Origin of the sequence: Mycobacterium mantenii, assembly GCF_001667865.1 — a bacterium.
Lineage (GTDB): Bacteria > Actinomycetota > Actinomycetes > Mycobacteriales > Mycobacteriaceae > Mycobacterium > Mycobacterium mantenii_A.
On record NZ_LZJP01000089.1, the window covers coordinates 134,033 to 160,637 of the forward strand.

The 26,605-nt window shown below is 66.1% G+C and carries 27 protein-coding genes; 12 read left to right on the plus strand and 15 right to left on the minus strand.

Translation table 11 applies throughout. The features are described 5' to 3' along the window. Window positions 1–121: 121 nt before the first annotated feature. Together A5688_RS27760 and A5688_RS14415 are read right to left on the minus strand one after the other, a co-directional pair. Entirely contained in the window at window positions 122–295 is a 174-nt protein-coding gene (locus A5688_RS27760; protein ID WP_165606972.1) for a hypothetical protein, read from the minus strand. A gap of 10 nt (window positions 296–305) precedes the next feature. Beyond that, complete coding sequence (locus tag A5688_RS14415; RefSeq protein ID WP_067911529.1) at window positions 306–1,763, minus strand: NAD(P)/FAD-dependent oxidoreductase; 1,458 nt, start codon at window positions 1,761–1,763, stop codon at window positions 306–308. 342 nt (window positions 1,764–2,105) lie between these two features. Here A5688_RS14415 and A5688_RS14420 point away from each other — a divergent pair, with 342 nt between their 5' ends. Together A5688_RS14420 and trxA are read left to right on the plus strand one after the other, a co-directional pair. Beyond that, entirely contained in the window at window positions 2,106–2,489 is a 384-nt protein-coding gene (locus A5688_RS14420) for a carboxymuconolactone decarboxylase family protein (protein WP_067838033.1), read from the plus strand. A gap of 96 nt (window positions 2,490–2,585) precedes the next feature. Beyond that, on the plus strand, window positions 2,586–2,960 hold the full coding sequence (trxA, locus tag A5688_RS14425; RefSeq protein WP_067837937.1) for a thioredoxin: 375 nt from the start codon (window positions 2,586–2,588) through the stop codon (window positions 2,958–2,960). Window positions 2,961–3,185: 225 nt separating this feature from the next. Here trxA and A5688_RS14430 read toward each other — a convergent pair whose 3' ends face one another. Genes A5688_RS14430 through A5688_RS14440 form a run of 3 tightly spaced genes read right to left on the minus strand, consistent with a single transcriptional unit; the run spans window position 3,186 to window position 6,837 of the window. Next, on the minus strand, window positions 3,186–4,331 hold the full coding sequence (locus tag A5688_RS14430; RefSeq protein WP_067837939.1) for a thiolase family protein: 1,146 nt from the start codon (window positions 4,329–4,331) through the stop codon (window positions 3,186–3,188). 60 nt (window positions 4,332–4,391) lie between these two features. Further along, window positions 4,392–5,606 carry a CaiB/BaiF CoA transferase family protein gene (locus tag A5688_RS14435; protein WP_067838037.1) on the minus strand — a complete coding sequence of 405 codons (1,215 nt, stop codon included), beginning with the start codon at window positions 5,604–5,606 and terminating at the stop codon, window positions 4,392–4,394. A 22-nt stretch (window positions 5,607–5,628) separates the two neighbouring features. Then, window positions 5,629–6,837, minus strand: coding sequence for a cytochrome P450 (locus tag A5688_RS14440; protein ID WP_067911526.1), 1,209 nt, complete (start codon window positions 6,835–6,837; stop codon window positions 5,629–5,631). A 193-nt stretch (window positions 6,838–7,030) separates the two neighbouring features. Between A5688_RS14440 and A5688_RS14445 the strand changes: the two genes are divergently transcribed. After that, window positions 7,031–8,467 (plus strand): coniferyl aldehyde dehydrogenase, encoded by a 1,437-nt coding sequence (locus A5688_RS14445; RefSeq protein ID WP_067911629.1) that lies wholly within the window; start codon window positions 7,031–7,033, stop codon window positions 8,465–8,467. Window positions 8,468–8,477: 10 nt separating this feature from the next. On the opposite strand, the gene A5688_RS14450 is transcribed toward A5688_RS14445, so the two are convergent. The 7 genes from A5688_RS14450 to A5688_RS14475 form a co-directional block, all read right to left on the minus strand. Next, the gene (locus A5688_RS14450) at window positions 8,478–9,320 is read right to left on the minus strand and encodes an SDR family NAD(P)-dependent oxidoreductase (protein WP_067911523.1); all 843 of its coding nucleotides are present in this window, start codon (window positions 9,318–9,320) and stop codon (window positions 8,478–8,480) included. 7 nt (window positions 9,321–9,327) lie between these two features. After that, window positions 9,328–9,555 (minus strand): hypothetical protein, encoded by a 228-nt coding sequence (locus A5688_RS28145; RefSeq protein WP_242660304.1) that lies wholly within the window; start codon window positions 9,553–9,555, stop codon window positions 9,328–9,330. An 87-nt stretch (window positions 9,556–9,642) separates the two neighbouring features. After that, window positions 9,643–9,804, minus strand: a complete 162-nt coding sequence (locus A5688_RS28150; RefSeq protein WP_242660303.1) for an SRPBCC family protein — start codon at window positions 9,802–9,804, stop codon at window positions 9,643–9,645. Window positions 9,805–9,842: 38 nt separating this feature from the next. Continuing rightward, a complete protein-coding gene (locus tag A5688_RS14460) occupies window positions 9,843–11,495 on the minus strand; it encodes an acyl-CoA synthetase (protein WP_067911520.1) in 1,653 nt (550 codons plus the stop codon). Window positions 11,496–11,503: 8 nt separating this feature from the next. Next, entirely contained in the window at window positions 11,504–12,124 is a 621-nt protein-coding gene (locus tag A5688_RS14465) for a PaaI family thioesterase (protein ID WP_067837955.1), read from the minus strand. Beyond that, a complete protein-coding gene (locus A5688_RS14470) occupies window positions 12,121–12,750 on the minus strand; it encodes a cysteine hydrolase (RefSeq protein ID WP_067911517.1) in 630 nt (209 codons plus the stop codon). Before A5688_RS14470 ends, A5688_RS14465 begins: the two co-directional genes overlap by 4 nt. After that, window positions 12,747–13,754: a Rieske 2Fe-2S domain-containing protein gene (locus A5688_RS14475; RefSeq protein ID WP_067837965.1), complete on the minus strand. Its 1,008-nt coding sequence runs from the start codon at window positions 13,752–13,754 to the stop codon at window positions 12,747–12,749. The genes A5688_RS14470 and A5688_RS14475 overlap by 4 nt, the downstream gene beginning before the upstream one ends. 85 nt (window positions 13,755–13,839) lie before the next feature. Between A5688_RS14475 and A5688_RS14480 the strand changes: the two genes are divergently transcribed. From A5688_RS14480 to A5688_RS14500, 5 genes are read left to right on the plus strand one after another with little or no spacing between them, the layout of a single operon-like run. Further along, window positions 13,840–14,304, plus strand: coding sequence for a nuclear transport factor 2 family protein (locus A5688_RS14480; protein WP_067911514.1), 465 nt, complete (start codon window positions 13,840–13,842; stop codon window positions 14,302–14,304). Then, the gene (locus A5688_RS14485; RefSeq protein WP_067911511.1) at window positions 14,297–15,919 is read left to right on the plus strand and encodes a flavin-containing monooxygenase; all 1,623 of its coding nucleotides are present in this window, start codon (window positions 14,297–14,299) and stop codon (window positions 15,917–15,919) included. The genes A5688_RS14480 and A5688_RS14485 overlap by 8 nt, the downstream gene beginning before the upstream one ends. A gap of 17 nt (window positions 15,920–15,936) precedes the next feature. Next, window positions 15,937–17,079 carry a PHB depolymerase family esterase gene (locus A5688_RS14490; RefSeq protein ID WP_067911508.1) on the plus strand — a complete coding sequence of 381 codons (1,143 nt, stop codon included), beginning with the start codon at window positions 15,937–15,939 and terminating at the stop codon, window positions 17,077–17,079. Then, window positions 17,079–17,459: a nuclear transport factor 2 family protein gene (locus A5688_RS14495; protein ID WP_067828952.1), complete on the plus strand. Its 381-nt coding sequence runs from the start codon at window positions 17,079–17,081 to the stop codon at window positions 17,457–17,459. The genes A5688_RS14490 and A5688_RS14495 overlap by 1 nt, the downstream gene beginning before the upstream one ends. Continuing rightward, window positions 17,456–18,520, plus strand: a complete 1,065-nt coding sequence (locus A5688_RS14500; RefSeq protein WP_067828956.1) for a TIGR03857 family LLM class F420-dependent oxidoreductase — start codon at window positions 17,456–17,458, stop codon at window positions 18,518–18,520. Before A5688_RS14495 ends, A5688_RS14500 begins: the two co-directional genes overlap by 4 nt. A 31-nt stretch (window positions 18,521–18,551) precedes the next feature. On the opposite strand, the gene A5688_RS14505 is transcribed toward A5688_RS14500, so the two are convergent. Continuing rightward, on the minus strand, window positions 18,552–20,048 hold the full coding sequence (locus tag A5688_RS14505; RefSeq protein ID WP_067828958.1) for an acyl-CoA carboxylase subunit beta: 1,497 nt from the start codon (window positions 20,046–20,048) through the stop codon (window positions 18,552–18,554). A 128-nt stretch (window positions 20,049–20,176) separates the two neighbouring features. On the opposite strand from A5688_RS14505, the gene A5688_RS14510 reads away from it, so the two are divergent. The 4 genes from A5688_RS14510 (at window position 20,177) to A5688_RS14525 (ending at window position 24,194) form a co-directional block, all read left to right on the plus strand. Further along, the gene (locus A5688_RS14510; RefSeq protein WP_067911505.1) at window positions 20,177–21,199 is read left to right on the plus strand and encodes an LLM class F420-dependent oxidoreductase; all 1,023 of its coding nucleotides are present in this window, start codon (window positions 20,177–20,179) and stop codon (window positions 21,197–21,199) included. An 11-nt stretch (window positions 21,200–21,210) separates the two neighbouring features. Next, window positions 21,211–22,431, plus strand: coding sequence for a cytochrome P450 (locus A5688_RS14515; RefSeq protein WP_067911502.1), 1,221 nt, complete (start codon window positions 21,211–21,213; stop codon window positions 22,429–22,431). 46 nt (window positions 22,432–22,477) lie between these two features. Then, window positions 22,478–23,299 (plus strand): SDR family NAD(P)-dependent oxidoreductase, encoded by an 822-nt coding sequence (locus A5688_RS14520; protein WP_067911500.1) that lies wholly within the window; start codon window positions 22,478–22,480, stop codon window positions 23,297–23,299. Between the two features lie 100 nt (window positions 23,300–23,399). Continuing rightward, entirely contained in the window at window positions 23,400–24,194 is a 795-nt protein-coding gene (locus tag A5688_RS14525; RefSeq protein ID WP_067828974.1) for an SDR family NAD(P)-dependent oxidoreductase, read from the plus strand. On the opposite strand, the gene A5688_RS14530 is transcribed toward A5688_RS14525, so the two are convergent. Together A5688_RS14530 and A5688_RS14535 are read right to left on the minus strand one after the other, a co-directional pair. Beyond that, window positions 24,144–25,301, minus strand: coding sequence for a Zn-dependent alcohol dehydrogenase (locus A5688_RS14530; RefSeq protein WP_067911497.1), 1,158 nt, complete (start codon window positions 25,299–25,301; stop codon window positions 24,144–24,146). The genes A5688_RS14525 and A5688_RS14530 overlap by 51 nt on opposite strands. Continuing rightward, the gene (locus tag A5688_RS14535; protein WP_067911495.1) at window positions 25,298–26,530 is read right to left on the minus strand and encodes a cytochrome P450; all 1,233 of its coding nucleotides are present in this window, start codon (window positions 26,528–26,530) and stop codon (window positions 25,298–25,300) included. The genes A5688_RS14530 and A5688_RS14535 overlap by 4 nt, the downstream gene beginning before the upstream one ends. Window positions 26,531–26,605: the final 75 nt, after the last annotated feature.

The window sequence follows — 26,605 nt, forward strand, 5'->3', positions numbered from 1 at the left end:
GCGGTGGTGCTGTTAGCCCGTCGCCGAATGTGCACTCAGCGCGAGAAATCACCCCGATTTTCGCACCGAGCGCACGCTCGGCGCGCGTCAGTGGTTTTCGCGCGCCAACCCGAGCGGTCCGTCATCCGTGCCCGTAGATGATCCGCAGCATCTTGAGGTTGATACGGATGAAACGTCCGAACTGCACGAGAATGCTCTGACGCATCCGGAGCGTCGCAGCGGTGGGCAGCGGTGCGTCGGCAATACGCTCGGCCGTCAGCGCGTTCACGTCTGAGCGGGTGTTCTCGTCGTCCATCGCGTGCCTTTCACTCAGGGATCAGCCACCAGAACGGGCGGGCCTTCGCCTTGTAAATGAAGAGATAGTGCAACAGCAGCTTGATCCAGTGACCGGCCAAGCCGAGCTCACCGGACGTGCCGGCGACATCCCGACCCGTTTGCGGATACTTCACCGGGTCGGGAACCACGGGGAACATCGTCATCGCCGCGGCCGAGCCCTCACGCAACCCGGTGCCAGCCGACGCAACGCACGCGGCGCCCATGCTTGCCATCGACGCGTGATGCGCAACAGCATTCGGGCCCTTGGTGATTCGATCCCGGATGGTCTCGGCAACCGTCTTGGCCATGATGCCCGACGGCATCCCGGTGCGCGGCGGGCTTGGCGTGATCACCGTGCCGTTGGGACTCGTACGCGGCCGGGATATCGGGTGGGGCGGCGCGAAAGCGATGCCGGGCGCGAAGACGTTCGGGTAGGCGGGGGATTCGTAGGTGTGTGGCCAATCCTCGGCCGACCACTCGTCGTAGGACTTGACCGAGTAGTCGGCATCCACCTTCAGGAAACCTGACGGTGCGAACAGGACCGACGTGATGTCGTTACCGCCCTTGTCGTATGCGGCAATGGCGGCTCCCCTGAAAGGCGGCAGCAGCATGGCGAAGTCGAAGTCCAGCTCGTGCTCTTTGCCGTCGAGTTGCTCGTAGCGCAGCTTGCCATCCATCACCTCATGGACTGCCGCTTGGGTGATGGCCCTGACGCCGCGCTCACGGAACAGCGACTCGGTCCACAGCCGGCTGGACTGCACAAAGCCCTTTTCGACGAAACTCATGCCGCCGACTCCGAAGTCGCCCAGTTCGTACTCGTTCGTGAGGTAGACGATATCGGCGAGGTCGCGCACGCCGGCGGCCCGCAGCGTGTGCTCGACGTTGAAGGCGTACTCGAACGCCGCACCCTCGCAGGTGCAGGTGCCGTGTCCGACGCCAATGACAAGGCGCTGCTTCTCGCCTGCCTTCATCCTGGCGATGACTCGGCCGAGCGCTTCCGCCGCTTCGACGGCATGGGCCGCCGTGCACACCGAGTACGAGTGGCCGGCGGGCCCGAGCCCGGGAGTGGCCGCGAAGTTCAGTCGCGGCCCGGTTGCATTGACGAGGTAGTCGTACGTAATGGAGCCGGTCTGGCCGTCTTGCTCCTCGTCGGTGTAGGTGAAGTCCACCGATGGTGCCGACTGGTCTCCACTGCCCTCCGGATGGATTGCCGTGGCCAGCGCTTGATGAAAGACGATGCCCTTGCGCCGGTAGATCGGCCTGAGCGGAATGAGCACCTTGGCTGGATCCATCCGGCCGACGCCGACCCAGATGTTTGACGGAATCCAGTTCCAGTCGGCGTTGGGGGAAATCACGACGACCTCGTGACGGCGGGCCAGCCATCGGCGCAGGTGCAGCGCGGCGGTGTGCCCCGCGATGCCGGCACCCAGGATCACGACTCGTGCCATTGATACTCCTCGGTCAAAGCTGACAACTCGACTAACGCCAAGGTGCTCCCGAGGTCAGAATGCGCGTGGTGATATCCCGGTTCTAGGGCCCATTGACTCTATTGGGGGAGATCTAGGTGCTACATCGTTCAAAACGTGACCGATCGACCCGAATTGGGGAGGGTAACGACCACCGCGCGGCCCTCTGTCAGTGATTCATTCGAGCGGCCGAGTCGGCTGGGTCGGATCGCGGCGCGGGTGGGCATCGTTGCCGGTGTGGTGTCCGTGACCGCCGCGACCTAGGTAACCGGGCCCGAATTTCGAAGTGGGAATACCCCTACCCGTATAGGTATTATAATGAGTATGACGGAAGACCGCCACCACCACCAGCAGGTCCTAGACGACCTCAACCCGCAGCACCGCGCTCTGCGCAAGATGATCCCCGAGGTCTATCGGGGATTCGCAGAGATGAGTAACGGTGCGTTGTCCTCGGGCGCCTTGGACAAGAAATTCAAGGAGCTGATCGCGATGGCGATCGGCGTCGTAGCCGGGTGCGACGGTTGCATCGCCTCCCACGCCCAGGGGGCGGCCCGTGCCGGCGCGACTAAGGAGGAGGCCGCCGAGGCGATCGGCGTCAGCATCCTCATGCATGGCGGGCCGGCCACGATCTACGGTGCTCGTGCTTACGACGCGTTCTGCGAATTCGCAGACAAGACCGCGAATACCGGGGCCGGATCGCCTCAATGATTGTCGTATAGGACCGTCGGTGGCCCCGGGTGTCCGGGCCGCTGGCGTCCTCGGGCCTACCTGCGGGGCCGGCCCAAAACCCCGAAAGGAACACTGATGACCGTCAAAACACTTACCGGCGCCGATTTCGAGTCGACCATACGCGCAAATCCGATTGTGCTGGTGGACTTCTGGGCTTCTTGGTGCGGACCGTGTCGGGCTTTTGCGCCGACCTTCGAACGGTCGGCGCAAAACCACCCGGATATTGTTCACGCCAAGGTGAACACCGAAGCCGAGCGCGAACTGGCCGCTGCCGTCGGCATCCGCTCGATTCCGACAATCATGGCGTTCCGCGAGGGAATCCTCGTCTACAGCCAGCCGGGAGCAATGTCACCCGCGGTGCTGGACAACCTGATCGGACAGGTCGAAGGGCTCGACATGGAGACGGTCCGTGCGAAGATCGCCGAGCGCAAAGCTGCGGTAAAGGCGTAGCGGCCGAGGCTGTTTCGCCCTGCCACGCAGAGAACTACCGTGTGTTATCCCGTACGTTGCAGCCACTGCGGCAAGATCACGTGGGCGGGCTGTGGTCAGCACGCCGAGAGCGTGATGAAACGTGTGCCCACCGACCAACGGTGTACCTGCAGCCGTAGCAGCGCCAGATAGTGGCGTAGATGTCGCGCGGCGCGGCCGGCGTCGGCTCCTCGGCGCTCACCCCGCTCAGGTGGTGAGGATCGTCGCCGCGGCCGTGCCGGGCGCGCCATAGAGCTGAGTGAATCCGACCTTCGGGTTGCCGGGCACTTGGCGCTCGCCCGCCTCACCGCGGAGTTGGCGCACGATTTCGTGGATCTGCCGCAGGCCGGAGGCGCCGATGGGCTCGCCGTTGGCGATCAGCCCGCCGTCGGTGTTGACCGGCATCGTCCCGTTGATCTCGGTGGCGCCCTCGGCGAGCAGCTTTTCCTGATCGCCGTGCTCGCAGAATCCGCACTCGGCCATGTGGATGATCTCGGCACCGGCGTCGGTGTCCTGCAACTGGATCACGTCGACATCGGCGGGGGCGATGCCGGCCTTGGCGAATGCGCTACGGGCGGCGTAAACCGTTGGGGCCACGTCTTCCTCGACGGGGGCGCAGGTGGTGTTGACCTCGTAGGCGCCGTAGCGGCGGGTGCGGACCTCGACCGCCCGCAGGTAGACGGGCTTGGCGGTGTAGCGGTGCGCGATGTCCGCGCGGCACATGACCACGGCGGCGGCGCCCTCGTCGGGCGCGCAGAACATGTATTGGGTCAGCGGATAATTGAGCATCGCCGAGTTCAGGATGTCTTCTTCGGAGATCGGTTTGCGGCGAAATGCGTTGGGGTTCATGGCCCCATTGCGGAAGTTCTTGGCGGCGACCCTGGCCAGGGTCTGCTGGGAGATGCCGTGGTCGTGCAGGTAGCGGTTGGCCTTCATGCCGAAGAACTGAGTCGTCAGGTATTGCCCGTTCTCCGCATACCAGCGCGGCATCCCGACCAGGGCGGGGTCCTCGGTGAACGCACCCCGCGGGTGCTTATCCAGCCCGACGGCGATCCCGATGTCGTAATCGCCCAACCGGATGCCGTCGGCGCACGCCTTGGCGGCGCTGGCCGCGGTCGCGCACGCGTTGAACACGTTGGTGAACGGGATGCCGGTCAGGCCGACCATGCCGACGATCGCGTCCGGATTGGCCACCGTCCAGCTACCGCCGGTGGCGAATTGGACGTCCCGCCAAGCGATACCGGCGTCGGCGACCGCGGCGAGGATGGCGTCGACGCCCATCTGCATCGCCGACTTGCCCTCGAAGCGCCCGAACGGGTGCAAACCCACGCCGATGATGGCGACATCATTCATGGGCGCCGCTCCTCCCCATCGCTTCGCTCTGCATCGTCGCTGCGCGGTTGCTGTTGGGGGTCACGCAATGGCTCCCGCGTTCTTCAGTTCCTCGATGCGGTCCCAGTCCATGCCCAGCTCCATCAGCACCAGCTCGGTGTGCTCGCTGGCCTGTGGCGCCCGCGTCGTGGTCAACGGCTCGTGGTTGAACTGCACGGGGCCGCGGACCACGCGGAACGGCTTGCCGCCGGCGGCGAGTTCGACCTCGCTGATCATGTCGTTGGCGACGGCCTGCTCATCGTCGATCAGGTCGAGCAGGCTCTGGAAGGGCGCCCATTGGCCCTTCATCGTTTTGAGGTGCTGCCGCCAATAGTCAAAGGGCTTGCCGGCGAAGGCCTTCGCGATCAGTTCGGTGGCGGCGTCGGCGTTTTGAATCAGCGGAAGCACGTCGGAGAAGCGGGGATCGTCGGCCGCATCGGGGATGCCCAGGTGTTCGAACGTGTCGCGGATCAGGCCGGTCGGGCTGATGATGCACAGGTTGATCGTGCCGCCGTCGGAGGTTTCGTAGTTGCCCATGAACGGGTTTACCGATGGCGCGCCGGAACCCGGCATCGGGGTGCGCATGACCTCGCCGGTCTCCATGCCCTGCGTCACGCTGGCGCCCGCCGCCCACCAGGCCGTGCTCAGCAGCGACACGTCGAGCTCTACGGCTTCGCCGGTGCGCTCCCGGTGCAGCAGCGCGGCCGAGATGCCGCCCGCGATGAACATGCCGCCGATCGAATCGCCGAACGCGGGAATGCCTTGTCCCAGTGCGCCGCCCAGCTCTTCCGGCGTCAGCGCGTAACCGATGCCGCTGCGCGTCCAGAACGCCGTTCCGTCATAGCCGCCGGTGTCACGCTCGGCCCCTTTGTCGCCGTAGGCCGAACCGCGCGCGTAAACGATGTTCGGGTTCACCGCGCGGATGTGCTCCACGTCGAACTTGTGCTTCTGTCGCTGCGCGGGCATGTAGTTGGTGAGGAACACGTCGGCGGTCTTGGCCAGCTCGTAGATCACTTCCTGACCGCCCGGCGTCGATACGTCGACCCCGACGCTGCGCTTGCCCCGGTTGGGATGCTCCATCAACGGGTGCCGCTCCGGATCGAGTTGAATGCCACCCATGTTGATGAAACCGCGTTGGGTGTCGCCGCGCAACGGGTGCTCGACCTTGATGACGTCCGCTCCCCAGTCCGCGAGGATCGCTCCCGCCGCCGGAACGAAGGTGAACTGCGCAAGCTCCAGGACCCGAAAGCCCGCCATGACTTTGACCATTTTGTGGACCCTACTTCGCGTCGAACGTCACCGGAAGCGCATTCGGTGACCGGAAGGGCTGACCGTGGATGTGCGGGTCACCCTCGGTCAGCAAGGTGACGTTGGTCAGCCGGTTCAACAGGCATTCCATCGCAACGCGCGTCTCCAGCCGTGCCAGATGCAATCCCAGGCAGGTGTGCTCGCCCGCGGCGAACGAGATGTGCGGAATCTGCTTGCGGAAAATGTCGAACTCTTCGGGGCGTTCCCAGCGCCGCTCGTCGCGGTTCGCCGATCCGATGCACACCCCGATCACCGAACGTGCCGGAATCTTCACACCTGCCACCTCGGTGTCCTCGGTCGTGAAGCGCTGCACGGTGGTCAGCGGCGTCTCGTAGCGCAGCCCTTCCTCGATGGCGGGTGCCAGAAGCTCGCGGTCGGCTTGCAGCGCGGCGAACTGCTCCGGGTGCGTGAGCAAGAGATAGAGCAGGTTTCCCGACGAGCGGTAGGTGGTTTCCAGGCCGGCGGGCAGCAGCAGCCGCAGGAACGAGTAAATGGCTTCGTCGCTGAGCTTTTCGCCGTCGATCTCCGCGGTGACCAGGTCGCCGATGATGTCCTCGGTGGGCTTGGACTTGCGCTGTTCGATCTGCTCGACGAAGTACTCCTTGAGCGCGGTCGACGCCTCGAAGGCGCGCTCGTAGTTGACGTGGTAGCTGATCAACTGCACGGCGCGAGTGTGGAACATCGGCAGGTCGTCATCGGGCAGCCCGAGCAGCCGGGCGATGACCCGGGTGGGGAATTCGAAGGTGAACTGCCGGACCAGGTCGGCCCGGCCGGTCTCGATGAATTCGTCGATCAGGGCATTGCAGATCGGCCGCACGATGGTCGGCTCCCAGCGGGCCAGCGCCTTCGACTTGAACGCCGCGGAAACCAGGTTGCGGTGTTCGCGGTGCTTCTTGCCCTCCATCGCCAAAATCGTCGGCCCCATGAACAGGCCGATGGTCTTGTCGTACGGCTTGGAACTGAACACCCGGCCGTCCCGGAACACCGTGTTGACCGCGTCGAACGACATCGCGGAGTACTCCCGTTTGGGCATCAGGGACTCCGGCGTCTTGGAGTAGTCCATCACCGAGCCGGCGAACACCCCGGCCTCTCGCCGTTTGCGGGCGAAGAACGGGTAGGGGTCGCGCAGGCTGACGGTCTCGTCGCCGGCACCGGCGGCGGTGTGAACGTTGGTCGTCACCTGATCTCCAGCATCTTGATCTCAGCACGATCGAACACTTCCTCGTAAGATCGTACTGTAATTATTACAGTAGGCAATATGGGCATGACCGGGCGAGGCCGCTCGCCGGTCCGGACACCGAAGGTGATTCATGAGCACACTCGACGAACGCGCTCACGGCACAGTCGAACAGCGGCCCGCCGAGCTGGGTGCCGTGCTGGAGCGGCAGCGGCGTGCGTTCCTGGCCGAGGGGCCGCCCAGCCTGACGGTGCGGCGCAACCGCATCGACCGGTTGATGGCGCTCGTGTTGGACAACACCGATGCGTTCGTGGACGCGATGGCCGCCGACTTCGGCACGCGGTCCAAGGCGGCAACGTTGTTCACCGAGGTCATCGGCATGCTCTCGGTCATCGAGCACACCAGATCCCATGCCGCGCAGTGGATGCGACCGACCAGGCTGATGCGGACGGCGCGGCTTTGCGGGCTGCGGGCCGAGGTCCAGCCCTCACCGCTCGGGGTGATCGGGATCATCGGGCCGTGGAACTTCCCGCTCAATCTCGTGGTCCTTCCCGCGGCCACCGCGTTCGCGGCCGGCAACCGGGCGATGGTCAAAATGTCGGAGGTCACCGCGCACACCGCCGACCTGATGGCGTCGCTGGCGCCCGAGTACTTCGACTCAGAGGAACTGCACGTCGTCACCGGCGGTCCCGACGTGGCGGCGGCCTTCGCCGCCCTGCCCTTCGATCACCTCTTCTTCACCGGCTCACCGTCGGTCGGTGCCCTGGTGCAAAGGGCGGCGGCGCAGAATCTGGTGCCGGTGACGTTGGAACTCGGCGGCAAGAATCCCGTCGTCGTCGCGCCGGGCGCCGACATCCACCGCGCCGCGGTACGGATCGCGCAGGCACGCATGGTCAACGGGGGACAGGTGTGCGTCTGCCCCGACTATGTGTTCGTGCCCGAGGAGAAGCTGGACGCCTTCGTCGTCGTCGCGCGGAGCACCTTGCGTGACATGTTCCCCACCATCGTGTCGAACAAGGACTACTGCTCGAGCGTCAACCAGGCGAATTTCGATCGGGTCGTCGGCCTGATCGAGGACGCGCGGGGCAAGGGGGCCGACGTGGAAACCATTGCGCCGGGCGGGGAATCGTTGCCCGACCATGCCTCCCGCAAGATCGCTCCCACCATCGTGCGTGATGTCGATGACCGGATGAGGATCGCCGGCGAGGAAATCTTCGGCCCGGTTCTGGTGGTGAAGGAGTATTCGCGGTTGGCGGAGGCCATCGACTACATCAACGGCCGCCCGGCGCCGCTGGTGGCGTACTGGTATGGACCCGACGATGCCGACTTCCGCGCCTTCGTTCGTCGCACCCGCAGCGGCGGCGTCGCCCGTAACGACTTTGCGGCACAGATGATCCCGTCGGCGGCGCCATTCGGGGGAGTGGGCCGCAGCGGGATGGGTGCCTACCATGGCAAGGCCGGTTTCGATACCTTCAGTCATCACCGCACCGTGGTGGGCAACGACCTGCCGTTCAGCATCACCGGGAACGCGGCGCCGCCGTTCGGCCGGTCACTGCGGCTGGGCGCAAACCTCATGATGCGCATGACGCGCGCTCGCACCCACCGGCGGCTGCGGGGCCGGCCGCGCGGATAGCGACGGCGCTCTAGCGGTCGGCGTGCGCGGAGCCCGAGTTGGTCAGCCTCGCGGCGCGCGCCAGCAGGCCCGCGTAGCGCACACCGAGCAACCGCGGCACCGCGGCCATCGCGCGCCCGTCGGCACCGATGAGGATTCTGGCCTGATTCCTCTCGGCCCCACGCAAAATGAGCCGGGCGGCCTTGGTGGGAGAGGTGAGTGCCGCGCGGTCGAAGAGTTTGGCCGCGACCTCGGGATCCTCGGTGTCCGACGTGCGCATATTGGCCCCGAAGTTGGTACGCACGACACCGGGATGCACGCAGTGCACGGTCACGGGGCGGCGTTCGATGATCATCTCCTGCCGCAGCGCTTCGGTGAAGCCACGCACCGCGAACTTCGACGTGCTGTAGGCGCCTTGGTAGGGAATCGCGATCAGGCCGAAGGCGCTGGACAGGTTGATCAACCGGGCGGGTCGTCGCGGCGAACCGGCCTCGATGAGTTGTGGCAGAAAGGCTTTGGTCCCGTTGATGACGCCTCCGACGTTGATGCCCATCAGCCAGTCGAAGTCCTGCCAGGACATGTCCGCCACGCTGGCGAACAGGTCGACTCCGGCGTTGTTGAACAGCATTGCGGCGGGCCCGTGCTGGCGGCGCACCTCTTCGGCGAAGCCCATCACCGCACCCCGGTCGGCGACGTCGACCCGATAGGGCGTGACTTGCCCTGCCGGACATGCCGCCTGGGTTTCGGCCAGGCCGTTCGGGTCGATATCGGATGCGGCGACGTGCGCCCCATCCCGGGTAAGCGCCTGCGTCAAGGCGCGGCCGATGCCGGAGCCGGCACCCGTGACCACTGCGACACGACCTTGGTACTTCACGAGTTTGTCACGCCTCCACTCCTGCTTCGACGATCCCGCGGATCCGGTCTACCGAGACGTCGAGGTTCTTCTGCAGATCTCCACGACGGTCCCGGACGAACAAGAACAGGTGCTCGAATGCGACCGCGCCGAACGGCAGCCGAACGCACATCCGGAACGTTTCGGTGAGACGCGTTGTGCCGATGGTGGATCCGGGATCGATGAGGTACGTCCATTGCGTCCAGTCCCCACCCATCGCCTGAACGACGAATGAGAACCTGTGTCCCGGTTCGGCTTCGACGACGTCGGCAACGGTGCGCCACCGGCCCAGGCGACGGCGGTTTCACGCCTGGAAACGGTTCGGCCCCAGCCACTTTGCGCGCGTTGTCTCCGGACTCCACTCCGGAATGCGGGTGACGTCGGAGACGACGGCGTAGACCTGTTCCGCGGAGGCCCGCACTTCGGTCGATGCCGTCAGCGTCTCGTCCTGTTGCAGCAACGTCATGATCTACGCCTTCCCGCGGCGGGCCGCCGGCAGCACCGTCAGCCATTCACCGCCTGCTCGCGCGCCCACCGATAGTCGGCCTTACCCGACGGGCTGCGCTCGATGATCGAACGGAACACGATCGCTTTGGGCAGCTTGTAGCGCGCCAGCGTCTGCGCGGCGTGCGACACCAGTTCTTCGGCCTCGGCGCCGGCGCCCGGTGCGAGCGCCACCACGGCGACGACCTCCTGGCCCCACCGTTCGCTCGGACGGCCGGCGACCACCACGTCGGCGACCGCGGGATGCGACGCGATGGCGGTTTCGACCTCCTCGACGAAGATCTTCTCGCCCCCGGAGTTGATGGTGACCGAATCCCGGCCCAGCAATTCGATGGAGCCGTCGGTGCCGTGGCGTGCGCGGTCACCGGGGACGGCGTACCGGACACCGTCGATCACCGGAAATGTCTTGGCCGTCTTGGCCGCATCGCCCTTATAGCCGAGCGGAACGTACCCCCGCTGCGCTAGCCAGCCCATCCCGTCGTGGCCTGGGTCCAGGATTGCCGTCAGGTCCTCGGCGGCTACGAAGGTGTCGGGCCCGGCGTTGAACGTGCCGGTGGCCACCGCCCCCGACGTCGACATGTGATGCATCTGCGCCCCGGTCTCCGACGAGCCGACGCCGTCGACCACAACGGCGTTCGGCAGCGCTTCGATCAGGCGTTGCTTGACGTAAGGGGTCAGCAGCGCGCCGCCGTTGGCGACGACCGCCAGCGACGACACGTCGGCGATCCCTTTCTCGATGGCCGCGACCAGGGGGCGCGCCATCGCATCGCCCACCACGGTGACCACCATGACTTTTTCCCGCTCGATCGTCCGCACCACGTCTTCGGCGTCCAAATGATCGACGACTGTGGGAAAGACGACGGACTGCCCGGTGGTGATCGCGGTCATCACGCTCCACTGGGCCGCACCGTGGATGAGCGGGGGCAGAATCATCAGCTTGGTGCCCGGGCCCGCGGCGGCACGTTCGACGATCTCGTCGATGGAGCTCGACGGCTCGCCCGTCATGAGATTCCGGCCGCCGAATGAGGTCATGAATATGTCGTGCTGGCGCCACAACACGCCCTTCGGCATCCCCGTCGTGCCACCGGTGTACAGGACGTACAAGTCGTCGGCGGAGTGCTGCACCGGCGGCGGTTCCGGCGACACCGACGCCAGGGCCGCCTCGTAATCGACTGCGCCCTCGAGCAAGTCGTTGCCCGACTCGTCCGCGATCTGGATCAGCACGCGCAGCTGTGGCAGGTCCGGCAGGATCTCGGCCACCCGCGGCGCGAACGTGGCGTGGTAGAGCAGCGCGGTCGCGCCGGAATCCGCCAGCAGATATTGCAGCTCGCTCTTCACGTAGCGGAAGTTGACGTTGAACGGGGCGACTCGCGCCTCGAAGCTGCCCAGCAGGGCCTCGACGAATTCGTTTCCGTTGTAGGCGTAGAGGCCCAGCAGGTCTTGGCCCACCTCGTGGCCGCCCAGCGCGGCGCGCTCGGTGTGGCATCCAAGCCCACGGGCGTGCAGGTACGCGGCCAGCCGGCTGGAGCGCTCGATCACCTGCCGGTAGGTGTAGCGCCGGTCTCCCTGGATGATCAGCTCCCGATCGGGGATGGCGGCGGCGACCGCCTTCGCGACGGCCGGAACCGTGAATGCTGTTGTGGTGTCGGACATCGTGCCTCTCACGGCTGGTGGGGTAGCAAACGAACCATCAAGCCGTTGGCTTCGCTGAGCAATGTTCCATCGGCGGCTATCATAGTAGCGTCAATGAAAACCTTCCTACCCTCGACGCTGGTGATGCGGCCATGCGCGGTCAGCGGCTGGTCAATGGGGGTGATGTTGCGGAAGTCGACGTGCAAATAAGCCGTGCGCGTCGGCCGGATGCCCGCGGTGGTCACGACCATGCCGAACAGCCAGTCGTAGAACAGCGGGATCATGCCGCCGTGCACCGCCCGGTTGCCGCCGATGTGCGACGTGGTGAAGTGACCGGCCATCCGCACGCCGTCGCGGCCGGACTCGGTCACCAGCCAGGGCGGCATCAGGGGATGGGCCAGTCCGGGCAGGCTCAGCACCCGGCCGGCCACCGCCTCGGTCTCCGGGACCTCGTGGCCCTCCAGCAGCGCGCAGGCGTCCTCCAGGTGCGCGGTCGCGGCCGCCCACAGCGCGGGGTCCGGCTTGGTGGACACGGTCAGGTCCTGCAGGCGACGCAGCGCGGCGACGAACGGGCCCAGTTCCGCGGGAGCGTGCTCCACGGGGGTGACGTCGGGGAATCCGCCACGCACTTCGGGCGCCGTTTCGGTCATCGCGCTGCCCCGTCCCATGCCTGGAGCAGATCGTCGGTGCTGGTGATGCTGGCCAGCAGCGACAGCGTGTTGGCGATCATCGCTGCACCATAGTCGGCGGGTATGCCGGCGACCGCATCACGGGGCAGGACCACCCGGTAGGCGGCGTTGACGGCGTCCATGACGAGGTTGGGGATCGCGATGTTGAGCGAAACGCCAACCACGACAATGGTCGACACCCCGAGATTGCGCAGCACGGCGTCCAGGTCCGTGCCGCCCATCGGGCCCACGCCGTGCCACCGGCGCAACACCAAATCCGAAGGCTCCGGACCTAAGTCGGGCAGCAGCTCCGCACCCGGCGTGCCGGGCGTGATGTCCACCCGATTGCCGCCGCCCATCGCGAAAATCTTCGCGTTGTGGTTGGAGCCGAGCCCGTCGGGCCGCCGCTGTACCAGGCAGTGCACGACGCGCACCCCGGCCGCCCGGGCCGCGGGCAGCAGGCGCGCGATGTTGGGCAGCGCCTCGCGGCGGGCCTCCTCGGCGAGCATCGCCAGCCCGGCATCGGGTCCCATCACCGCACCCTGGCACTCCTGGGTGACGATCGCGGTGTGCGCGGGTGTGACCAGTCCGGCCAGCCGGTCCGTCATGCGGGGGTGCCCGCCGGAGCGACATCATAGAACTGCGTCGCCCATTTCCTCAGCGCCATATAGCCTTTCGCATCGACCTTGGACAGCGCGGGGTGTTCCACGTATTTCTGGTAGCGCCAGATTTGCAGATCGTCGAACACGGTGGACAGGAACTGCTTCTCGATGACCTCCCGCAGTTTGCCGTCAGGAACGGCCGCGGTGTCGCCGGGCAGTCGCGGCCACCAGATCGAGTAGAACAGGTCCGAGCATTCGTCGTCGACCGGTGTGCAGGTGAAGATCAGCCGATGATTCTGCGCGCCCTCGAAGACGCTGATCGCACCGCCGAGGCCGAACAAGTGGCTGTGGAAGCGCAACGCGAGGTCCTCGGGGTTGTCGCTGCGCGCGTCCGGCCAGCCCGCGACGAACTGCCACTCCTGGTCGACGATCTTCCAGTCCAGCACCCGGGGCGTCACGGTGGCGTGGTGCACGTACTCGAAATGTGCGCTGTCGGGCGCATTCTCGGCCACGATCTGCGGGTGCACCGGTTCGCGCTCCGCGCGCCGGGAGAACTCCGGGTACGCCCGGTAATAGGCCGCCGGGTCCGTCTCGAACTGCGGGAACTTTCCGAAGATGTCCGGCATCCCCCACTGCGGCTCCTTGCCGTCCGGGTGGTGCCAGACGAAGACGCAGTCGTACTGCTCCCGCACGGGAAACACCCTGAGCCGTAGCCCGCGGTTGGGCCGGTCCGGCTGATACGGGATGTACCGGTTGGTGCCATCCGGTCCCCACCGCCAGCCGTGGAAGGGGCACTCGACGCAGTCGCCGACCACCTTGCCGCCATGCCCGATGTGCGCGCCGAGGTGTTTGCAGTGGGCTTCCAGGACGTGCAGCTCACCCTGCTCATCTCGGTAGGCCACCAGATCCTCCCCGAAGTAGTGCAGCGGCCGGACCTCGCCGACGGGAAACTCCGGAGACCAGCCGACCATGAACCAGCCGGTGACTTTCCAGGTGAATGGGACTTTCACGCGAAGCCTCTCGATTTCCGATAGATACTAAGTCCGTTACAGTATAGATTTCAGCAGTCTGGTCCGTAACCGGCAAGGGAGTGACATGACTGAGGCGGCGGACGAGCTGGAAGCCATCCGGCAGCTGAAGGCGCGCTACTGCCGTTTCCTGGACACCAAGGACGCCGCGTCCTGGCGTGACGTGTTCACCACCGATGTGGTCGTCACGCTGGACATGGCGGTGTCCACCGCCGGCGCCGATCCCCAGACCGCGGCACCGATCGAAGGCGTTGACAACTTCGCTCCCGTGGTGATGGGCGGCCTCGAGAACGTAGGCGACCCTGCACTTCCTCTGCAGGAAAGCCACACCCCCGAGCTGAACCTCACCTCGGCCACCACCGCGACGGGCATCTGGGCGATGGAGGACCTGCTGATCTTCAATGACGGCCGCGAGTTATACGGGGCCGGTCACTACCACGAGACCTACGAGAAGAGCGACGGTCGCTGGCGGATCAAAAGCCTGCACCTGACCCGAACCATCTTGAAGATGACCGGTGGTGAGAATGGCTGAACCTGATACCTCGTTCGATGTGCTCGTCATCGGCGCCGGATTTTCCGGGCTGTATATGCTGCACCGGCTGCGGCAACTCGGGATACGGACCCGGGTGCTGGAGATGGCCGGAAACGTCGGCGGCACGTGGCTTTTCAACCGGTACCGGGGTGCGCGGTGTGACATCGAGAGCATCGAATACTCCTACAGCTTCTCCGAAGAGATTCAGCAGGAATGGGTTTGGACCGAGTCGATGCCGGCCCAGCCCGAGATCGAGGCCTATCTGAACTTCGTGGCCGACCGGCTCGACCTCCGGCGCGACATTCAATTCAGCACCGAGGTCGTCGCGATGACCTTCGACGAAGTCGCCGGCGTGTGGCTGGTGCGCACCGAAGCCGGCGAATCGTTCCGGGTGCCGTTCGTCGTCGCCGCCTCGGGCATTCTGTCGGTGCCGCTGGAACCCGACATTCCCGGAATGGACGCCTTCGCCGGGACCTCACTGTTCACCAGCCGCTGGCCCGAGGGCGGCGTGGACCTCAGCGGCAAGCGCGTCGGCGTCATCGGCACCGGCTCGACCGGCGTTCAGCTCATCCCGGTGGTAGCTCGAGAAGCCATGCACCTGAGCGTGTTTCAGCGCTCGCCCGCCTACACCCTGCCCTGGCGGGTGCATCGGTTCTCCCCGGGCGAACTCGACGACATGAAGGCACGTTACGACGACATCCGGGCCGCCCAACGAGCCCACCCGATCGGGGCGGCGCGGCTGAGCGCCTTCTCCGTCCTGCTCGAGATGCTCGGCAGGCCACCGTTGAAGTCGGCGACACGCACCGAACAGCTGCGCGCCATCGAGGAGAACGGTGTCATGGGCGCGTTGAACTGGGGCGACATCTTCTTCGACATCGAAGCCAACCGGATGGCCGCCAAGCTGTACGGCGAGGCGGTGGCCCGGATCGTCAAAGACCCGGACACCGCCGCGTCATTGGTGCCGGTGCATCCCTTCGCGTGTAAGCGACCGATCATCGACCAGGGCTACTACGAAACGTTCAACCGGGACAACGTCACCCTGGTCGATCTGCGGCGCTCGCCGATCCGTGCGGTCACACCGGGTGGCATCCGCACCGAGAACCAGCTGCACGAACTCGACGTCATAGTCTACGCAACCGGATTCGACGCCATGACGGGCGCGCTCAGCCGGATCGACGTCCGCGGTCGAGGCGGGATGTCGCTGGGCGACTTCTGGGCCACCGAAGGACCGCTGTCGTATCTGGGCGTCGCGGTCGCCGGCTTCCCGAATCTTTTCACGGTTCAAGGGCCGGGCAGCCCGAGCGCCGCCACGAACTTCGTCGCCGCACTCGAACAGCACGTGGAGTGGATCGGTGACTGCATCGCGTATCTGCGCGCCAACGACATTCGCACCATCGAAGCGCTGAGCACCGCCCAGCAGGAGTGGATCGACCACGCCACCGCGCTGGTCGCGCCGACGGTGTTGGTTCACCCGTCATGCAACTCCTGGTACAACGGCGGCAACGTGCCGGGCAAGAAGCGGATGTACATGGGTTATACCGGCGGCATTCCCGAATACCGGCGCCGCTGCGACGAAATCGCGACCGGCGGATACACCGGTTTCAAGCTGTCCTAGTTGGTGAAGGTGACGACATGGCAACGGCATTGAACGGACTGGGCCTGGCCAGAGATATGGCCCGCGAATTGGGAATGCTGGTGCCGCGCACGGTCGCCGGGCTGCAGGAGTCGACCGGCTGGGCGCCCCTGTCGCCCCGCGGCGCGCGGCAGTTCGGCGAGGCGATGCTCGACGAACTGGTGCTGAGCGGCTTTTCGCTGCTGGCCAGAAGCCCCGCGGCGATGCGGCCGTTGGATGCGTGCACCGCGGCGGCCGAAGAGCTTTCGTCGCTCGGTATCGACCGTGCGCACGCCGATCCGAAACCGTTGCGGGCAAACTCGATACGCAGGCGCAGCATCGCGGGTCTGGCGTATGAACGGATGGCCTTCGAGCACGACCCGGCGTTGCCCGCCACGCTGGAGGCCGACGGCCTGGGCGGGCCGGCGCGGGCGGTGGTGCACCTGTGCCGGCACCACGACGGGCCCAGGCCGTGGCTGGTATGGGTGCACGGCGCCGGCCAGGGTGGCACCGAAGACCTGCTGCTGTCCCGGATCGGACGGCTGCATCACAAGCTGGGGTTCAACGTCGCGCTACCGGTGCAGCCCGGCCACGGTTGCCGGCGGCGCCAATGGCCGGTCTATCCCGACATGGATCCGCTGGGCAATGTCGCGGGGATGATGCGCGTGGTCTCCGAGGTGCGCGCAGTCGTGCGCTGGGTGCAGCCGCAAGCCACCGCCGTTGTGGTGGCCGGGATTTCGATGGGCACACCGGTGGCCGCGCTGGTTTCGCACCTGGAGAAGCAGACCGACGCCGTCGCCCTCTACACGCCCATCCTGGGGCTCAACGCCATGATCGCGCGGCACCTGCAGCGGTGGGGTCCCTCGCGGGACGGGTTCCGCGAACTGCTGGAATCCCCCGTGGTCACCCAGCTGACCTCGGTGATCGATCCGTTGGCGGTCACTCCGGCCCCGCCGCCGGATCGCCGGCTCATCGTCGGCGCGTGGCACGACCGGATGGCGATGCGCGAGCCCGCCGATGCTCTGCAGGACCGCTGGGGCGGCCAACTGTACTGGTATGAGGGCAGCCACGTCGGGCACATCTTCTCGCGGCGCGTGCAGCGCATCACCGACCGATTTCTGCGCGACGTGGCCTCGCGCCAAGACGACCCGGTGCCCGACTGATGGCGGCCGCATGGACGGCACGTACGGTGGTCGAGCTCTACAACCTCGTCGTGTGGAACGAATGCAACATCGACCTGGCCGCGGAGCTGTTGGCCGACACCGTGATCCGGCACGAGGTGGGCGGGGCGCGCACGCTGACCCACGCCGAAGCGGTGCAGCGGGTGGCCGACATGTGGCAGATGGCCGACTCGCTGCACTTCGACCTCAACGTCGTCATCGAGGGCGACGACGGTGAGCACGTGGCGATCGTCTACGACTCGACGATTACCACCAAGGACGGCACCGAGACCAACATCGCCAGCATCGAGGTGTTCCGCGTCGTCGATGGCAAGATAACCGAGGTGTGGAACTGTGGCTACCAGCAAGGGGTTTGGAATTGAGTGAGCGTTCGCTTGATGAATTGGGCTTTTACCTGCTGGCCGGGGCCGGTGGTGAGGGCCCGGCAACCTTGATGGACGAGGCCCGTCGCGGCGAGGAACTCGGCTTCGGCAGCGCCTTCATCTCCGAGCGGTGGAACGTCAAAGAGGCGTCGTCTCTGGTGGGGGCGGCGTGCGCGGTGACCAACCGCATGCAGATCGCCACCGCCGCAACCAATCACAACACCCGCCATCCCTTGATCACCGGCTCGTGGGCGACCACGATGCATCGCCTGTCCGGCGGCCGATTCACCCTCGGCATCGGCCGTGGCATCGCCGCGATCTACGGCGCCTTCGGCATCCCGCCGGTGACGACGGCGCAGATGGAGGACTGGGCCCGGGTCATGCGCCGGCTGTGGCATGGCGAGCTGATCTTCAACCACGACGGCCCGATGGGCAAGTACCCCATCCTGTTCCTCGATCCCGACTTCAACGAAGACATTCGGCTGGCGCTGGTGGCCTTCGGGCCCAACACGCTCGCGCTCGGGGGGCGAGTGTTCGACGACGTCATCTTGCATACCTACTTCACCCCCGAGACTCTGCAGCGAAGCGTCAAAACCGTGAAGTCGGCCGCGGAGAAGGCCGGCCGTGACCCCGGCAGCGTCCGGGTGTGGTCGTGCTTCGCCACCGTCGGTGACCATCTGCCCGAGGAACTGCGGTTGAAGAAGACCGTGGCGCGCCTGGCCACCTATCTGCAGGGCTACGGCGATCTGCTGGTCGAGACCAACAACTGGGATCCCGCTGTGCTGCAACGCTTCCGGGAAGACCCGGTGGTCACGTCGATCGCGGGCGGGATCGATCACAAGGGAACGGCCGAGCAGATCGAGCACATCGCGACGCTGATTCCCGACGAATGGCTGGAACCGTCGGCTACCGGGTCGGCGCAGCAGTGCGTGGACCGCATCCGCAAGGAATTCGACTACGGGGCCGACGCGGTCATCATGCACGGTGCCACACCCGACGAGCTCGAGCCGATCGTCGCGGCCTACCGCGAGACTGTAACTACCGACGCTCCCACTCGGTAAACGCGTCGGTAGTTGCAGTTTCGCGGCAGTCCTAAGGCATGATGACGGTCCGGGTGACCGGTTCGGCGGCCGCCTGCCTGCTGGACAGGCCGCGCTTCAGCGAGGCAAGCAGGGCGTCACGCGTCTCCCGGGGATCGATGAGTTCGTCGAAGCCCATGTGCTCGGCCGACCGGAAGGAAGCCTGCAACTCGGCATCGCGCAACTTCGCGGTGACGTCCTCGCCGGCGTGCGTCGCCCGGCCCAGCGCCGCAGCGCTCATGGCGCCCATCGTCGCGCCCGGGTAGGCGAAGGTCGCGACCTGATGGTCGAAGCCCAACAGCGACATGACCATCGACCCGAACCCATACGCCTTGCGCAGCGTGAGATGCAGTTTCAACGTGGTGGCGGCGGTCTGCGCGGCGAACATCCGCGCGCCGGCACGCAACACACCGCTGCGCTCGGAGCGGCTGCCGGGCAGCATGCCGGGATTGTCGGCCAGGAACACGATGGGCAGGTGAAACGAGTCGGCCACCATGATGAAGTGCGCGGCCTTGTCGGCGGCGTCGGCATCGATGGAGCCGGCCAGCACCTGGGGCTGGTTGGCCACCACCGCGACCGGATGGCCGCCGAGGTGGGCGAGCCCGCAGATTATCGCCTTGCCGAACTGCGGCTGCACCTCGAACCAGTCCGGGCTGTCGAAGACGACTTCGAGCACCGCACGCATGTCGTAGACGCGGCGGTTGTCCCGGGACACGATGTCGAGCAACTCCGGCGTCTGCCGAGGCGCGGTGGCCCCGTCCGCGGGCAGTGACGGCGGGTAGGACCAGGCGCTCGGCGGGAAGTACGACAGATAGCGCCGGACGTCGTCGAGGACCGCCTCGTCGTTCTCGGCGACATTGTGTATCACCCCGCTGGGCAGGGCGACGGTGGGCCCGCCGAGGTCTTCCTTCGAAATCTCTTCTCCGGTGGACTCTTTGACGACTGGCGGTCCGGCGGTGAAGATCGCGCCCTGGGCACTCATGATGCGGAAGTCGCAGACCGGGGCCACCAGCGCGCCATGTCCGGCGGAGGGGCCGAGCACGGCCGCGACGGTCGGAACCCGGCCCGAGCACTGCGCCTGCGCGAGCAGATCGGTGGGGGTGCGCCCGTAATGCCCGCCGCCGGGACGGAAGCCGGCGCCTTCGAGCAGCATCACCAGCGGAATCTTGTCCCGCAGCGCCAGTTCGGCGATGCGGTACCGCTTCGAGTTGCCGCCCGGGCCGATGCTGCCCGCCATGGTGGTGAAGTCCTCGGCGCCCAGCATCACCGGCGAGCCGTTGATCTCACCGGAGCCGACCACCAGGCCGTCGCCCGCGATTTCACCACCAACCAGGGTGCCGAGCTCGCGGAATGTGCCCGGATCGAGGAGGTACTCGATTCGCGCCCGCGCGTCGAGCTTGCCCTTGTTGCGATGCTTGTCGAGCCGCTCCGGCCCGCCCATGTCCCACGCCTGCTGACGGCGCCGCTCGAGATCCTCGAGCGTTTCTCCCCAGTCCTGGGCTTTCGGCATGCCTATGTCCTACCTCATGGAGATTCGTCGCGCGACCAGTCCTATGGTGGCGACCCGCTGCGCCGCGCTTGCGACCGCCACAGATCTGTAGGGTCACATACTGGATTGCTTACTGTAAAGTTACCCGCATGCGCGACGCCGCCCGCCTCAAGGTCGACGGGGGCATCCCCAATCGGCTTGCACAGGTGGCCGATGCGGCCGTCGCTCTTGAAGAGCAGGGGTACGACGGAGGCTTTACCGCCGAAACCAGTCACGACCCTTTTCTTCCGCTGCTGCTGGCCGCGGAACACACGTCGCGGCTCGAACTCGGCACCAACATTGCGGTGGCGTTCGCGCGCAATCCGATGATCGTCGCCAACATCGGCTGGGACCTGCAGGCGTATTCGCAGGGCCGGTTCATCCTGGGCCTGGGAACGCAGATCCAGCCGCATATCGAAAAGCGATTCAGCATGCCGTGGAGTCATCCGGCGGCCCGGATGGCCGAATTCGTGTCCGCGTTGCGGGCGATCTGGTCGGCGTGGACGGACGGCACCAAGCTTCGTTTCGAGGGCCGTTTCTACACCCACAAGATCATGACTCCGATGTTCACCCCTGAGCCCCAGCCACATCCACCACCGAAGGTCTTTCTGGCCGCCGTCGGTGAGGCGATGACCGAGATGTGCGGCGAGGTCGCCGACGGGCACCTGGGGCACCCGATGGTCTCCAAGCGCTATCTCGACGAGGTGACGGTGCCGGCGCTGCTGCGCGGCATGCAACGCGGCGGCCGCGATCGCGGCGACTTCGAGGTGTCGTGCGAAGTGCTCGTCGCCACCGGTCACACCGACGACGAATTGGCCACCGCCACCGCGGCCGTGCGCAAGCAGATCGCCTTCTACGGCTCGACGCCGGCCTATCGCAAGGTCCTCGACCTGCACGGGTGGGGCGAGCTGCACACCGAACTGCACCGGCTTTCGCTGGCGGGGGAGTGGGACGCGATGGGATCGCTGATCGACGACGAGGTGCTCGGGGCTTTCGCCGTCGTCGGACCGCTCGACACCATCGCCGCCGCCTTGAAAAGCCGGTGCGAAGGTGCGGTCGACCGTGTCCTGCCCATCTTCTTGACCGCGTCGCAGTCCTGTATCACCGCCGCATTGAAGGAGTTTCACCAGTGAGCGCAACGACGATGGACGAGGCCGCAAAGCTTTTGGCGGACCCGTTGGCGTACACCGACGAGCAGCGGCTGCATGCGGCGCTGACGCACCTACGCGCCAAAGCTCCGGTGTCCTGGGTGGAGGTGCCCGACTACAAGCCGTTCTGGGCGATCACCAAACACGCCGACGTCATGGACATCGAACGCGAGAACATGCTCTTCACCAACTGGCCCCGGCCGGTGCTGACGACCGCGGAGGGCGACGAGATGCAGGCCGCCGCCGGCGTGCGCACGCTGATTCATCTCGACGATCCGCAGCACCGGGTGGTGCGCGCGATCGGCTCCGACTGGTTTCGTCCAAAGGCGATGCGGGCGTTGAAGGTTCGCGTTGACGAACTGGCCAAGATCTATGTCGACAAAATGATGGCGGCCGGCCCGGAATGTGACTTCGTACAGGAAGTCGCCGTCAATTACCCGCTCTACGTCATCATGTCGCTGCTGGGCCTGCCCGAGGCCGACTTTCCGCGGATGCTCAAGCTGACCCAGGAGTTGTTCGGGAGCGACGACTCCGAATTCAAACGGGGCAGCTCGAACGAGGATCAGCTGCCCGCGCTGTTCGACATGTTCCAGTACTTCAACGGTGTGACCGCGTCGCGCCGCGAGCATCCGACCGAGGACCTCGCGTCGGCGATCGCGAACGCCCGCGTCGACGGCGAACCCTTGTCGGACATCGACACCGTGTCCTACTACCTGATCGTGGCCACCGCCGGGCACGACACCACCAGCGCGACCATCTCGGGCGGCCTGCAGGCGCTCATCGAGAATCCCGATCAGCTGCGGCGCCTGAGCGACAACCTCGACCTGATGCCGCTGGCCACCGAGGAGATGATCCGCTGGGTGACGCCCGTCAAGGAATTCATGCGTACCGCCGCCAGGGACACCACCGTGCGCGGAGTGCCCATCGCCGCTGGGGATTCGGTGCTGCTGTCCTACGTTTCGGCCAACCGTGACGAGGACGTGTTCAGCGATCCCTTCCGCTTCGACGTCGGTCGTGACCCCAACAAGCACGTGGCCTTCGGCTACGGGGTGCACTTCTGTATGGGCGCGGCGCTGGCCCGCATGGAGGTCAACAGCTTCTTCTCCCAGCTGCTGCCCCGGCTCAAATCCATTGAGCTGACCGGTGATCCGGAACTGGTCGCCACCACTTTCGTCGGCGGACTCAAGCATCTGCCGGTTCGGTACTCGCTGGCCTGACCTTAAGCCCCGCCCCGGTCGCTACACTTCCGGTGGAGGTCTGGCAATGACGCGCAGGACGATGGTCATCACGGGCGCCAGCGACGGCATCGGTGCGGCGGCGGCCCGCCGGCTCAGCCGCGGCGGTGACAACGTGGTGCTGGTGGGACGCTCGGAGAGCAAGACCGCGGCCGTGGCCGCGGAGCTCGATGCCGACTACTTCGTCGCCGACTTCGCCGATCTGTCCCAGGTGCGGGCCCTGGCGGACAAACTCCGGTCCGAGTATCCGCGCATCGACGTGCTCGGTAACAACGCCGGGGGCGTGTTTTCCAAGCTGCGGCGAACGGCCGACGGCCACGAGATCACTCTGCAGGTCAATTACCTGGCGCCGTTCCTGCTCACCACGTTGTTGCTGGACGTGCTGGTCGGTTCGCGGGCGACGGTCGTCAACACGTCCAGTTCGTCGCAGCGACTGCTGCGCAAGGTCAAGCTCGCCGATTTCGACACGACGGACAGGCGCCGGCCCAGCACCGCCTATGCGGTGGCGAAGTTGGCAAACATCTTGTTCACCAAGGAATTACATCGGCGCTTTTTCGCCGACGGACTGTCAGCGGCGGTCGTGCACCCGGGTTTCGTCAACACCAACATCGGTCACTCGTCGGGATCCCGATTTCTGACCACCATGCAGCGAACCCCGGTGAGCCGTTTCATCAAAACTCCGGATCAGGGCGCCGACCAACTGGTCTGGCTGGCGACCAGCTCGCCCGGCGTCGACTGGGCTTCCGGCGAGTACTACGCGAAGGGCAAGGTCGCCAGGGTCAACCGCGCGGCCGACGATCCCGTGCTCGCGCGCAAGCTGTGGGATCGCACCTTGGCCAAGGTTGCCTAGCAGGGCGGCAACCGCCGAGCGTCACGCCAGCGTGACGGCGACCCCCACGCGTGACGGTGGGCGCGGCCGATGGGGTGGGGGCGGACTAAACTCGCGTCTTGTGCAAGATGGTCCCCGCTCGGCCCTGGTGACCGGAGGCGCGTCCGGCATCGGGCATGAGGTCGCCGCACGGTTGCGCGAAGCGGGGCGCGACGTCGTGGTGTGGGATCTCTCAGGTGCCGACATCGACTGTGACGTCAGCGATCCCGACGCCGTGTCGGCCGCCATGCGACAGGTCGTACGAGACCACGGCCCACCCGACCGGATCGTCACCTGCGCCGGAGTCGGCGCGTCGGGCCTGTTGCTCGAGCAGTCGCCCGCGGAATGGAACCGGGTGTTGAGGGTCAATCTCACGGGGACCTGGCTGACGATTCGCGCCGGCGCGCAGGCGATGGTCGACGCGGGGGTGGGCGGCTCGATCGTTGCGGTCTCAAGCATCAGCGGCACTGTCGCCGATCGCGATATGGGCGCCTACTGCGTGTCGAAAGCCGGCGTGAACATGTTGGTGAAGGTCGCCGCAGCGGAGTGGGGGGCCTACGGCATCAGGGTGAACGCCGTCGGGCCGGGCGTCACTCGAACTCCGATGCTGGCGAAACCCGAACAGCTACCCGGCTGGGTGGAAGCTCTGTCCGAACGAACTGCGCTGGGAGGTCTGGGGGACGCCGTCGACGTGGCCGGGACGATCGTGGGCGTGCTCGAGTTGCCCTGGGTGACTGGCCAAGTCGTGCACGCTGACGGCGGCTTGGCGCTGCACAGTCCCATCGACGCGTACGGCCAACTGCAGCGGGTGGTGGGCCGAAAGGCCTCAGCTGATCCCGAAATCGATGATGCCCCGGACGATCTTGCCGTTGAGTAGGTCGTCGTAGGCGTCGTTGACCTCGTCGAGGCGATAGCGCTTGGTGATCATCTCGTCGAGCTGAAGCTGACCGGTCTCATAAAGCCTGGCCAGCCGGGCGATGTCCGCCTTCGGGTTGCACGAGCCGAATATGGTGCCCGCCAACGTCTTGTTCATCAGGATGAAGTCCTGCAGGTCGATTTTGACCGACCGGGTCAACTGCGACGTCATGCCGGTGAGGACGCAGGTGCCGCCCTTGCGGGTGAGCTTCACCGCGTCGCGGACGTCCTCGGGGGTGATCAACGAGGGTGAGACCACCACCGCGTCGGCCATCACCCCGTAGGTCAGACCGCGCACCAGGTCCAGCGCCTCGTCGATCGTTGCCGCGCTGTGCGTCGCGCCGAATTGCAGCGCCGATTTCTGTTTGAAGTCCACCGGATCGACGGCCACGATCTGGGCTGCGCCGTTGATTCGGGCACCCTGGATCGCACCCGTGCCGATCCCGCCGACGCCGATCACCGCCACGGTATCGCCGGCGCGCATGTTCGACCGGTTGGCGACCGAACCGTAACCGGTTGGAATGGCACACGACAGCAGCGCGCTCGACGCCAGTGGCAGATGTTCCTCGATCTTCACCAGTGAATTGGTCGACACCACAGTGTGTTCGGCGAATGCGCCGACCTTGGCGATATGACCCAGGTTGCGGCCGTCGGCGGTGTGGTGGCGGAAGGTGCCGTCCGTCGGCATCCCCGGGATCATGGTGCCGATGCCGACGTCGCACAGGTATTCGATTCCGCTGGCGCACCAACGGCATTGGCCGCACACGGCGACGAAGGACATCACCACGTGGTCACCGGGTGCGAAATCGGTGACGCCGGGGCCGACCTCGCGCACGATGCCGGAGCCTTCGTGGCCGCCGATGGTCGGGAACATGGTCGGCAGCCCCATCGATCGCATCACCTCGTTCGGCGCCGACATGTCGCCCTTGAGGATGTGGTCGTCGGAGTGGCACAGGCCGGCGGCCGCCATCTGTACCAGTACCTCGCCGGCCTTGGGAGGATCGAGCTCGAATTCCTCGACAGACCACGGTCCGCCGACGTCGTGCAGGATCGCTGCGTGGCTTCTCATGCGGCGGGGGCGAAGGTGACCAGCAGCTTGTTCGGCGACCGGAAGGTGAGCCCGACGATTTTGGATTCCTCGCCGGTTCCGTCGTCAGGCACGAACGCCAGGTCGTCGACGCGGTCGAGGAGGCTGTTCAACATGACCCGCGTTTCCAGCCGGGCCAGATGCATGCCGAGGCACATGTGGATGCCGCCGGCGAAGGCGATGTGGGATTGCCGCGGCCGGCGGATGTCGAACGTGTTGGGATCGGTCCAGCGGCTCTCGTCGCGGTTGGCCGAGCCCATGCACATGTCGATCTGGGCATTGGCCGGGATTGTCTTTCCGCCGATTTCGACCTCTTCGGTCGTGGTCCGCATGACCATCGTCAGTGGCGTTTCGAACCGCAGGCCTTCCTCGATCGCCATCGGTATCAATGACCGGTCCCGGTCGACCATCGCCAGCTGTTCTGGGTGGGTCAGTAGCAGGTACAGCAGATTGCCCGACGAGCGGTAGGTGGTCTCCAGGCCGGCCGGCAGCAGCAACCGCAAGAAGGCGATGATGGCCTCGTCGGTGAGTTTCTCCCCGTCGATTTCGGCGGCGACCAGGTCGCCGATGATGTCGTCGGTGAGCTTGCGCCGGCGCTGCTCGACTTGTTTGAGGAAGTAGTCGTAGAGCTCGGTCGCGGCGTTCAATCCCGCCATGATGTCGGTGGGGATCGAGATCAGGTCGAGGGAGAGCCGCCGGAACAGGTCCAGGTCCTCGGCGGGCAGGCCGAGCAGCGTCGAAATGATCCGCGTGGGAAATTCGAAGGTCACGGCCTTCACCAGGTCAGCATGACCGTCATTCTTGATTTCGTCTACCAGTCGATCGCAGACCGGCCCGATGACCGACGGCTCCCAGCGTTCCAGCGCGGTCGCCCGGAAGGCCTTGGCCACCAGGTTGCGGTGGTCGTGGTGTTCCCTGCCGCCCATCGCCAGGATGGTATGTCCCATCACCAGCCCGATCGTCTTGTCGTAGGCGGCCGACGTGAAGACCCGGTCGTCGCGAAAGGCTTGGTGGACACCGTCATAGCCGAAAAGAACCCACTCGTCGCTGGGCCTCAGTTCCTCCGGCAACTGGGTGTTGTCCGAAAGGGACCCGTGCCATACCGGGTCGGTGTGCCGCATGTGTTCGAAGAACGGGTAAGGGCTGGTTTCGCCGGTGAAATCGAGCGGGGGTACGACGGGCTGACCGTTCGGGCCAGTGCTGAGCGTCATCAGCGCTCCTCCTGAGACAACCGATAAGGCCGTTCACGCGGACGGGTTTGCGAGTGCCCGCGGGATCCACGGCGG

What these genes read in the sequence shown, in the direction of transcription:
- A5688_RS27760 (WP_165606972.1), bottom strand. Translation starts at nt 295, where the DNA reads ATGGACGACGAGAACACCCGCTCAGACGTGAACGCGCTGACGGCCGAG.
- A5688_RS14415 (WP_067911529.1), bottom strand. Translation starts at nt 1,763, where the DNA reads ATGGCACGAGTCGTGATCCTGGGTGCCGGCATCGCGGGGCACACCGCC.
- A5688_RS14420 (WP_067838033.1), top strand. Translation starts at nt 2,106, where the DNA reads ATGACGGAAGACCGCCACCACCACCAGCAGGTCCTAGACGACCTCAAC.
- trxA (WP_067837937.1), top strand. Translation starts at nt 2,586, where the DNA reads ATGACCGTCAAAACACTTACCGGCGCCGATTTCGAGTCGACCATACGC.
- A5688_RS14430 (WP_067837939.1), bottom strand. Translation starts at nt 4,331, where the DNA reads ATGAATGATGTCGCCATCATCGGCGTGGGTTTGCACCCGTTCGGGCGC.
- A5688_RS14435 (WP_067838037.1), bottom strand. Translation starts at nt 5,606, where the DNA reads ATGGCGGGCTTTCGGGTCCTGGAGCTTGCGCAGTTCACCTTCGTTCCG.
- A5688_RS28145 (WP_242660304.1), bottom strand. Translation starts at nt 9,555, where the DNA reads ATGGGTGGGGACTGGACGCAATGGACGTACCTCATCGATCCCGGATCC.
- A5688_RS28150 (WP_242660303.1), bottom strand. Translation starts at nt 9,804, where the DNA reads ATGACGTTGCTGCAACAGGACGAGACGCTGACGGCATCGACCGAAGTG.
- A5688_RS14460 (WP_067911520.1), bottom strand. Translation starts at nt 11,495, where the DNA reads ATGTCCGACACCACAACAGCATTCACGGTTCCGGCCGTCGCGAAGGCG.
- A5688_RS14465 (WP_067837955.1), bottom strand. Translation starts at nt 12,124, where the DNA reads ATGACCGAAACGGCGCCCGAAGTGCGTGGCGGATTCCCCGACGTCACC.
- A5688_RS14470 (WP_067911517.1), bottom strand. Translation starts at nt 12,750, where the DNA reads ATGACGGACCGGCTGGCCGGACTGGTCACACCCGCGCACACCGCGATC.
- A5688_RS14480 (WP_067911514.1), top strand. Translation starts at nt 13,840, where the DNA reads ATGACTGAGGCGGCGGACGAGCTGGAAGCCATCCGGCAGCTGAAGGCG.
- A5688_RS14485 (WP_067911511.1), top strand. Translation starts at nt 14,297, where the DNA reads ATGGCTGAACCTGATACCTCGTTCGATGTGCTCGTCATCGGCGCCGGA.
- A5688_RS14490 (WP_067911508.1), top strand. Translation starts at nt 15,937, where the DNA reads ATGGCAACGGCATTGAACGGACTGGGCCTGGCCAGAGATATGGCCCGC.
- A5688_RS14495 (WP_067828952.1), top strand. Translation starts at nt 17,079, where the DNA reads ATGGCGGCCGCATGGACGGCACGTACGGTGGTCGAGCTCTACAACCTC.
- A5688_RS14505 (WP_067828958.1), bottom strand. Translation starts at nt 20,048, where the DNA reads ATGCCGAAAGCCCAGGACTGGGGAGAAACGCTCGAGGATCTCGAGCGG.
- A5688_RS14510 (WP_067911505.1), top strand. Translation starts at nt 20,177, where the DNA reads ATGCGCGACGCCGCCCGCCTCAAGGTCGACGGGGGCATCCCCAATCGG.
- A5688_RS14515 (WP_067911502.1), top strand. Translation starts at nt 21,211, where the DNA reads ATGGACGAGGCCGCAAAGCTTTTGGCGGACCCGTTGGCGTACACCGAC.
- A5688_RS14520 (WP_067911500.1), top strand. Translation starts at nt 22,478, where the DNA reads ATGACGCGCAGGACGATGGTCATCACGGGCGCCAGCGACGGCATCGGT.
- A5688_RS14530 (WP_067911497.1), bottom strand. Translation starts at nt 25,301, where the DNA reads ATGAGAAGCCACGCAGCGATCCTGCACGACGTCGGCGGACCGTGGTCT.
- A5688_RS14535 (WP_067911495.1), bottom strand. Translation starts at nt 26,530, where the DNA reads ATGACGCTCAGCACTGGCCCGAACGGTCAGCCCGTCGTACCCCCGCTC.